The sequence below is a fragment of the Pseudomonas sp. HY2-MNA-CIBAN-0224 genome (genome assembly GCF_040310285.1).
In the GTDB taxonomy this organism is placed as follows: Bacteria; Pseudomonadota; Gammaproteobacteria; order Pseudomonadales; family Pseudomonadaceae; genus Aquipseudomonas; species Aquipseudomonas helleri.
This window is the reverse complement of sequence record NZ_JBEOPQ010000704.1, coordinates 1-256: the sequence shown is the minus strand read 5'-3', so window position 1 is coordinate 256 and position 256 is coordinate 1. Positions and strand designations below refer to the sequence as shown.

The 256-nt window shown below is 48.8% G+C and carries 1 protein-coding gene; it reads right to left on the bottom strand.

Annotated elements, in window-relative coordinates:
* Nucleotides 1–256: oxidoreductase (locus tag AAEZ03_RS28140; protein ID WP_502947982.1), on the bottom strand; the 256-nt coding region annotated here is incomplete at both ends.

Genomic DNA, 256 nt, shown 5'->3' with positions numbered 1-256 from the left:
CGATTAGACAGTGAACCACCATATTGATCATCGCGTGTATTGCTATGCTCAGAGATGAATTGATTCACTAAATAACCATTGGCACAATGCAGCTCTACCCCGTCAACTCCAGCTTTTATTGCGTTGCGAGCAGCTTGTGCATACATCGCGACCAACTCGCCCACCTCTTCTGTACTGAGTGCGCGTGGCTCACTTGGATCAGCTAAAGCGCCCTCGCCTGGACCGGTTTCAATAAATACTTTGACGTTAGTGGCAG